Here is a 1,460-nt window from a genome sequence, read left to right on the forward strand (position 1 = left end):
CAGCCTTCGGAGGCCAGCAGGACGGCTTTGATGCGATCACAAACACGCTTATCACGACTGGTGTCATGAAGGTGTTCGAGTTCGGCTTTTTGCTTGTCGGTAATAAATATCTTCATAGTGGGTGAGCATGATCTTCTTACCACGTAAAATCAATCATCTTCAATGATCACGGGTATATAGGGTTTCAGGAAACGCATAAACCAGCGATCGCTGATACTGGAATAGACGGCAAACACTGGCTTAATCGGCAAAAACAGCGCCAACAGCACACCGTCTAAAAAGGATTGATGATTTGGCGTAATCAGCAGTTTTGATTGTTTAAATACCGCACTATCGCCTTCAATCAGTATGCGATACAGGCGCTGGAACAGCCAGTGCAGCAGGGTGTATATCATTCCTTCTCCCATAGTCAGGCCATCAGCGTACGGGAAGCAAACTGGCCCTTCACAGTTAAACGACCACATAAAAAAGGCGGGACATATAAACTACTATGGCTAGCCCAAGAGTGTCAGGGCAACTGCGCCACATGCATGATGCAGAAATAACGAGAGAAAATGGAAAACGTGGTGAGCAAATGACAGGCAAAAAAAAACCTACGCATCCGCGTAGGTTGGTGCAATTTCATGGTTCAATGTACTTCTGCGATTTACTCGACAGAGTCCATCGATTTACCACCAATCAATACCTCTGGGATGGTCTACTCTAGAGACGCCCCCCTAATGAGGCCAGTGGAGAATCGCAAGAGTTCTGCTCTAAGTGCAACCAACTGTAAATTTTTGCCGAGTCATGTAAAGTCGGCATCCCATATTGTGATAAAAATCCCCTTCCGGTCTAAAACGTGATCTACATCTCACGCTGATCTGCCCTGTTTGCCGATAGCTATCTGGCGTTGCTCGGTGGATTTCTGGATGCGGTTGTCCTCGTAAGGGAAAACAGCACTGCATTTTACAGGAACAAATAACCACACAAATAACGTGTACTTAGGCGCTTTTTTCAACGGAATTGTTTCCCACTCACGCGCTACTATCAATCACGCTTGCATCGGGCAAGCTCATAAAATCGTATAAAGGTTATGGAAAATAATGAAGAATTATAAGATTGGCACCAGGCTCGCTGGGGGATTCGGCTTGCTGATCCTTTTTTCTCTGGTCATGTTGGTCTCCGGGGTATACCAACTGAAACAAATCTCAAGCAGTACCGCATGGATGATGCAGGCACCGTTGCAGAAAGAGGTCATGTATTCAATATGTTGATTGCAATGTGAAATGTCCGGTTTTGGATGTGGAATACAGTGACTAAAGGGCTTTGTTGAATAAATCAGAACTTGTAACGACTGCGCCCCATACGGGTCGATTGTTACGTGATGCGAATACTGTTCGGCATTCCTGATAGCGTGATCCGGTTAAGCGCTTTGACCATGGCCATGGCTTCACCCACCTGAGCATCGTAGTCTCTCAGAC

Annotated in this window: 3 pseudogenes; all 3 read right to left on the minus strand. The window is 46.0% G+C overall.

From position 1 onward, the window contains the following. Window positions 1-116 (minus strand): annotated as a pseudogene (locus tag QZ506_RS19890) (IS630 family transposase); the annotation flags it as partial. Window positions 117-173: 57 nt separating this feature from the next. Further along, window positions 174-395, minus strand: a pseudogene (locus QZ506_RS19895) (1-acyl-sn-glycerol-3-phosphate acyltransferase); the annotation flags it as partial. Between the two features lie 961 nt (window positions 396-1,356). Continuing rightward, window positions 1,357-1,460 (minus strand): annotated as a pseudogene (locus tag QZ506_RS19900) (IS5/IS1182 family transposase); the annotation flags it as partial.

This window comes from Candidatus Symbiopectobacterium sp., assembly GCF_020054415.1.
In the GTDB taxonomy this organism is placed as follows: Bacteria; Pseudomonadota; Gammaproteobacteria; order Enterobacterales; family Enterobacteriaceae; genus Symbiopectobacterium.